This window comes from Myroides albus, assembly GCF_009711045.1.
In the GTDB taxonomy this organism is placed as follows: Bacteria; Bacteroidota; Bacteroidia; order Flavobacteriales; family Flavobacteriaceae; genus Flavobacterium; species Flavobacterium album_A.
This window is the reverse complement of record NZ_WMJX01000090.1, coordinates 1-3642: the sequence shown is the minus strand read 5'-3', so window position 1 is coordinate 3642 and position 3642 is coordinate 1. Positions and strand designations below refer to the sequence as shown.

Here is a 3642-nt window from a genome sequence, read left to right as displayed (position 1 = left end):
CACACCGGAATAGGCTGTTCACTTTCAGTGGAATATTCAGATAGTAAATTGATGTATTGAGTAACGTTATAAAAGGATACTATGAGATTAAAAATTTATTTAAAATGTATATTCTTATTTTATTTCATCACTAGTACTTGTTTTGTTCTAGCCAATGAAATACAAAACTGGCCAACAACGCTAAAAATGAAAGATATTGGTGTTGTACAAACCCATTTTGATTTTTCATTTAATAACCAAGACAATACTTTCTTTGCAGAGAGTCCAAAAGGAAGTGATAAACTTATTTTAGGGGGAATCAAAGCAGGTGTGGCTCGTCTGTTTAATAAAAAGTTAGAAGCAGGGAGCTTAATAAAGATTCAAAAGGGAGAGATTAAAGGTGACTCTTTAAAAGGAGTTATGACCACAATGTTTGGTAATTTCTATTTTAGAGCTATTAAAACAAATGATAGGATACACGGGATGTTACTCAATGGAAAAAAGGAAGCAGTTGGTTTGTTTGATTCTGACTTGAATCTGAATATTAAAAAGAAAGATTATAAAGCAATTTGGCATGATATAGAAAAAATAACTCAAGATAAGATATATAATAGATCTGTTTTAGATTCCAAGAAATGGCATACTTTTAAAAAACAGATGGACAATTCTTGTGAGAAGTTCAGAGATGATTTAGAATTTTTAATGGGTTTTTATTATTTCAGTAATGATTTAGGTTTTTCCCACTATAGCGCTTTTATTGCATGGGAGGATTGGGATAAATATATAAAGTCTCAAACTACAGATTTTCCACATAAGTATTTAGACAGTGATACGTATTATGTGAAAATAAGCTCTTTTTCAGGTAGTTTAGAAGATATGAATAAGGTTTTAGATCAAGTAGCTCAAAAGCAGTTTAAAAACCTGGTAATTGATTTAAGAGATAATTCCGGAGGAAGTATCGATGCAGGAATGACTTTTGCAGAACGACTTGTGAAACAGGATATAGTAGCAGGGGTATTTCTTACAAGAAAATACTACAATAAAAACAATAGTCTACCAACAAAGCAAGAACTTAATCAATATGATGTTTTTAGTAAAGCAAACTACGAGTTACTCCTAAAGGGAATTTCAGAAAAAGAAGGTATTGTTTTAAAGGTTGAAGCTAAAAATACAATAGCTTATCAAAAGCTTTATTTTTTGGTCAATGAAAAAACAGCAAGTACTTGTGAGCCTATTTTACAAGGTTTTAAAGAAAATAAAATGGCTTTAATAATTGGTAAGAAATCAGCTGGTAAGATGCTAAATGCAGAGGAATTTAAAATAAGAGATGGCTATACACTTTTTCTGCCCACTGCAATGTATATAACAAGTCAAGGAAAAGTACTTGATCAAATAGGTGTTGAACCTGATATTTTGGTTAAAGAAGCCTTTTCAGAAGATAGTATACTAAAGTATATTAAAAATTAGGTGAAAACACGTATTATTTTGGTGTTTAGCTGTTTGTGGGTTTGGGTATCCCAAAATGCCAGTACCATGAAAGCCAAATACACTCTTATTGTACAATATGTTTTTGTATTACTTTTTGTTTATGCAGCCATAAGCATATTCATCACTTTTACAGCCTTCTAGGTTCAACTTACCCAGTCCTCACTACTTAGCGCTTATGCTAGTATAATAGCCTATTTGATTATTATTGTTGAACTTGTTATTGCTTTACTCTTATCATTAAAACAAACTAAGACTTTCGATTTGTATCTCAGTTACAGTTTAATGGTAGCTTTTTTTCATTTAAATCTACCTGATATTAAACTACAGCGATTTTATTCTTTGTTCTTGTGAAGGCATACTTGAAAAGATGGGATGGACAGAGCGTCTGTGGTTTAATATCATTGTAAGCTTACTGGCCTTAGTTGCTTTATTTTATGAAGAACACAAAAGAAAAAGATGCTATCTAGGATCAATTATCACCACAAAAATAAGTAGTGTATTTGTTATCCTGCTTTTTCTATCTTCTGAGCATATTATAAAAAAAAGAAAATCCTTTTATAAGAAGGTATTTGCCTTATGACGTGGTAGAGGATGATATGTTAGGATTTGAGTTTAGAAACAACTATATATTACTAGTCTTGAAAAACCGATACAGGATTGATAATTTAAAATTATAAAATATAACAGTAGTGGACTTTAGTTGCTACTGTTTTTTTATACTCTCTAGGTTTCTGTTAAACTTGAAATTTAAATATAGCTCTCACGCTACCAATTATATCGTTTTTTTTTCTACATTTAATCAATTAACAAGATTTTGTTCTATAAGGTGCTGAATTTTAACTTTTGTCTTTAATTCGTACCATAGTTCAAAGTTAAGAAACGTTTACTGTAACAATGAAAGCTTATTTATCGATAATTTTTGTTTTATTTTTTTCTATTTCTTTTGGACAAGGCATACTTGAACCTGGTGTGCGTTTAAGAGATGAAGGAAAATATGAGGAATCTATTAGCTATTATCTTAACGAAAAGAAAGAGGGATATTGGGATTGGGGACATAAGTATAATTACGCAAAAGTTCTTGCGCTAGCAGGACAAGTAGATAGTTGCTTTTTCTATTTAGAAGAAAATATTAATAAACGAATTGCAGTACAATCTTTAAGAGACAAAGAATTTATTGGAATTAAAGAAGATAAAAGATGGACAACTTATGAGCAAAGCGTAATTAATAAACATATTCCATGTAAGGACGTAACTTTCAGTGCCGAGATCTTTAGAATTTTAGCTTTATCAGATAAAGAGAGTACTAATATTAAATTACTTTTTGAGTTAATAAATAAAAAGGGATGGCCCAAACAAAGTCAAGTAGGAGATGCCGCTAGTTATATATTTGCTACATTAATATATGAAGATTTGTTTTTAGTACAAGCTAAGAAACACCTAAAAGAATTAAAAGAGTTGTGTATAAAAGGCGAGATTGACTGTGAGTATTTTGCCGATACATATGATTTAGTACAAAAAAAAGCTAACAAACCGCAAAAGTATGGGGCGATTTTTAATATAGATTATGATAATGACTTTAAAAGAATCTATTACAAATTTGTCGATGAAAAAAAAATTAATAAATGGAGAACTGAAATAGGACTAAAAAAATTGGAAGAATTTAGTGATTAAAGCAACTATGTCTAATATTGTATTAACGAAATGGAGATTTTAGAGATAAATTTTCCTCGTTTTTGTTGTAAAATCAATTCTTAACAGCTCTATGTTTACTATTGAATCCAAACAATTCTAAATCATATTCTAAAACTTTATTAATTAATAGTTTAGTTTAATTTAAAAATAAACACCCTTATAAATAGAGTATACGGAAAATAAAGAAAATAAAGCAACAGTGTATGTCTTCAAACTAATGTAGACTTTTAGCACGTAAATATAAGATAGTGTATTAGTTATAAATTTATTAATTTTTGTTGATTATACAACTGTCTTCTTTTAGTTAAAATTTCTTGTTTTATTATAGCTCTTTTTTCTAATATTTTATCTGAATTACCATAATAGACATCCTTAGGAGTTAGGTTACTAATAGCCTCGTGATACCTGTTATTATTGTAGTTTTCTACAAAAATCTCAATAGCCTCTATTAGCTCTTCAGGATGATAGTAATTATTAAGTTTT

3 protein-coding genes and 1 pseudogene are annotated in these 3642 nt (G+C 29.2%); 3 read left to right on the top strand and 1 reads right to left on the bottom strand.

What is annotated here, in order from left to right:
* Positions 1-186: 186 nt before the first annotated feature.
* The 3 genes from GJV76_RS15265 (at position 187) to GJV76_RS15260 (ending at position 3138) form a co-directional block, all read left to right on the top strand.
* Positions 187-1446: a S41 family peptidase gene (locus GJV76_RS15265; RefSeq protein WP_196216247.1), complete on the top strand. Its 1260-nt coding sequence runs from the start codon at positions 187-189 to the stop codon at positions 1444-1446.
* Positions 1447-1662: 216 nt separating this feature from the next.
* A complete protein-coding gene (locus tag GJV76_RS16185) occupies positions 1663-1818 on the top strand; it encodes a hypothetical protein (protein WP_394367079.1) in 156 nt (51 codons plus the stop codon).
* 543 nt (positions 1819-2361) lie between these two features.
* Positions 2362-3138 carry a hypothetical protein gene (locus GJV76_RS15260; protein WP_155093444.1) on the top strand — a complete coding sequence of 259 codons (777 nt, stop codon included), beginning with the start codon at positions 2362-2364 and terminating at the stop codon, positions 3136-3138.
* A gap of 278 nt (positions 3139-3416) precedes the next feature.
* Here GJV76_RS15260 and GJV76_RS15780 read toward each other — a convergent pair.
* A pseudogene (locus tag GJV76_RS15780) lies at positions 3417-3642 on the bottom strand (IS3 family transposase); the annotation flags it as partial.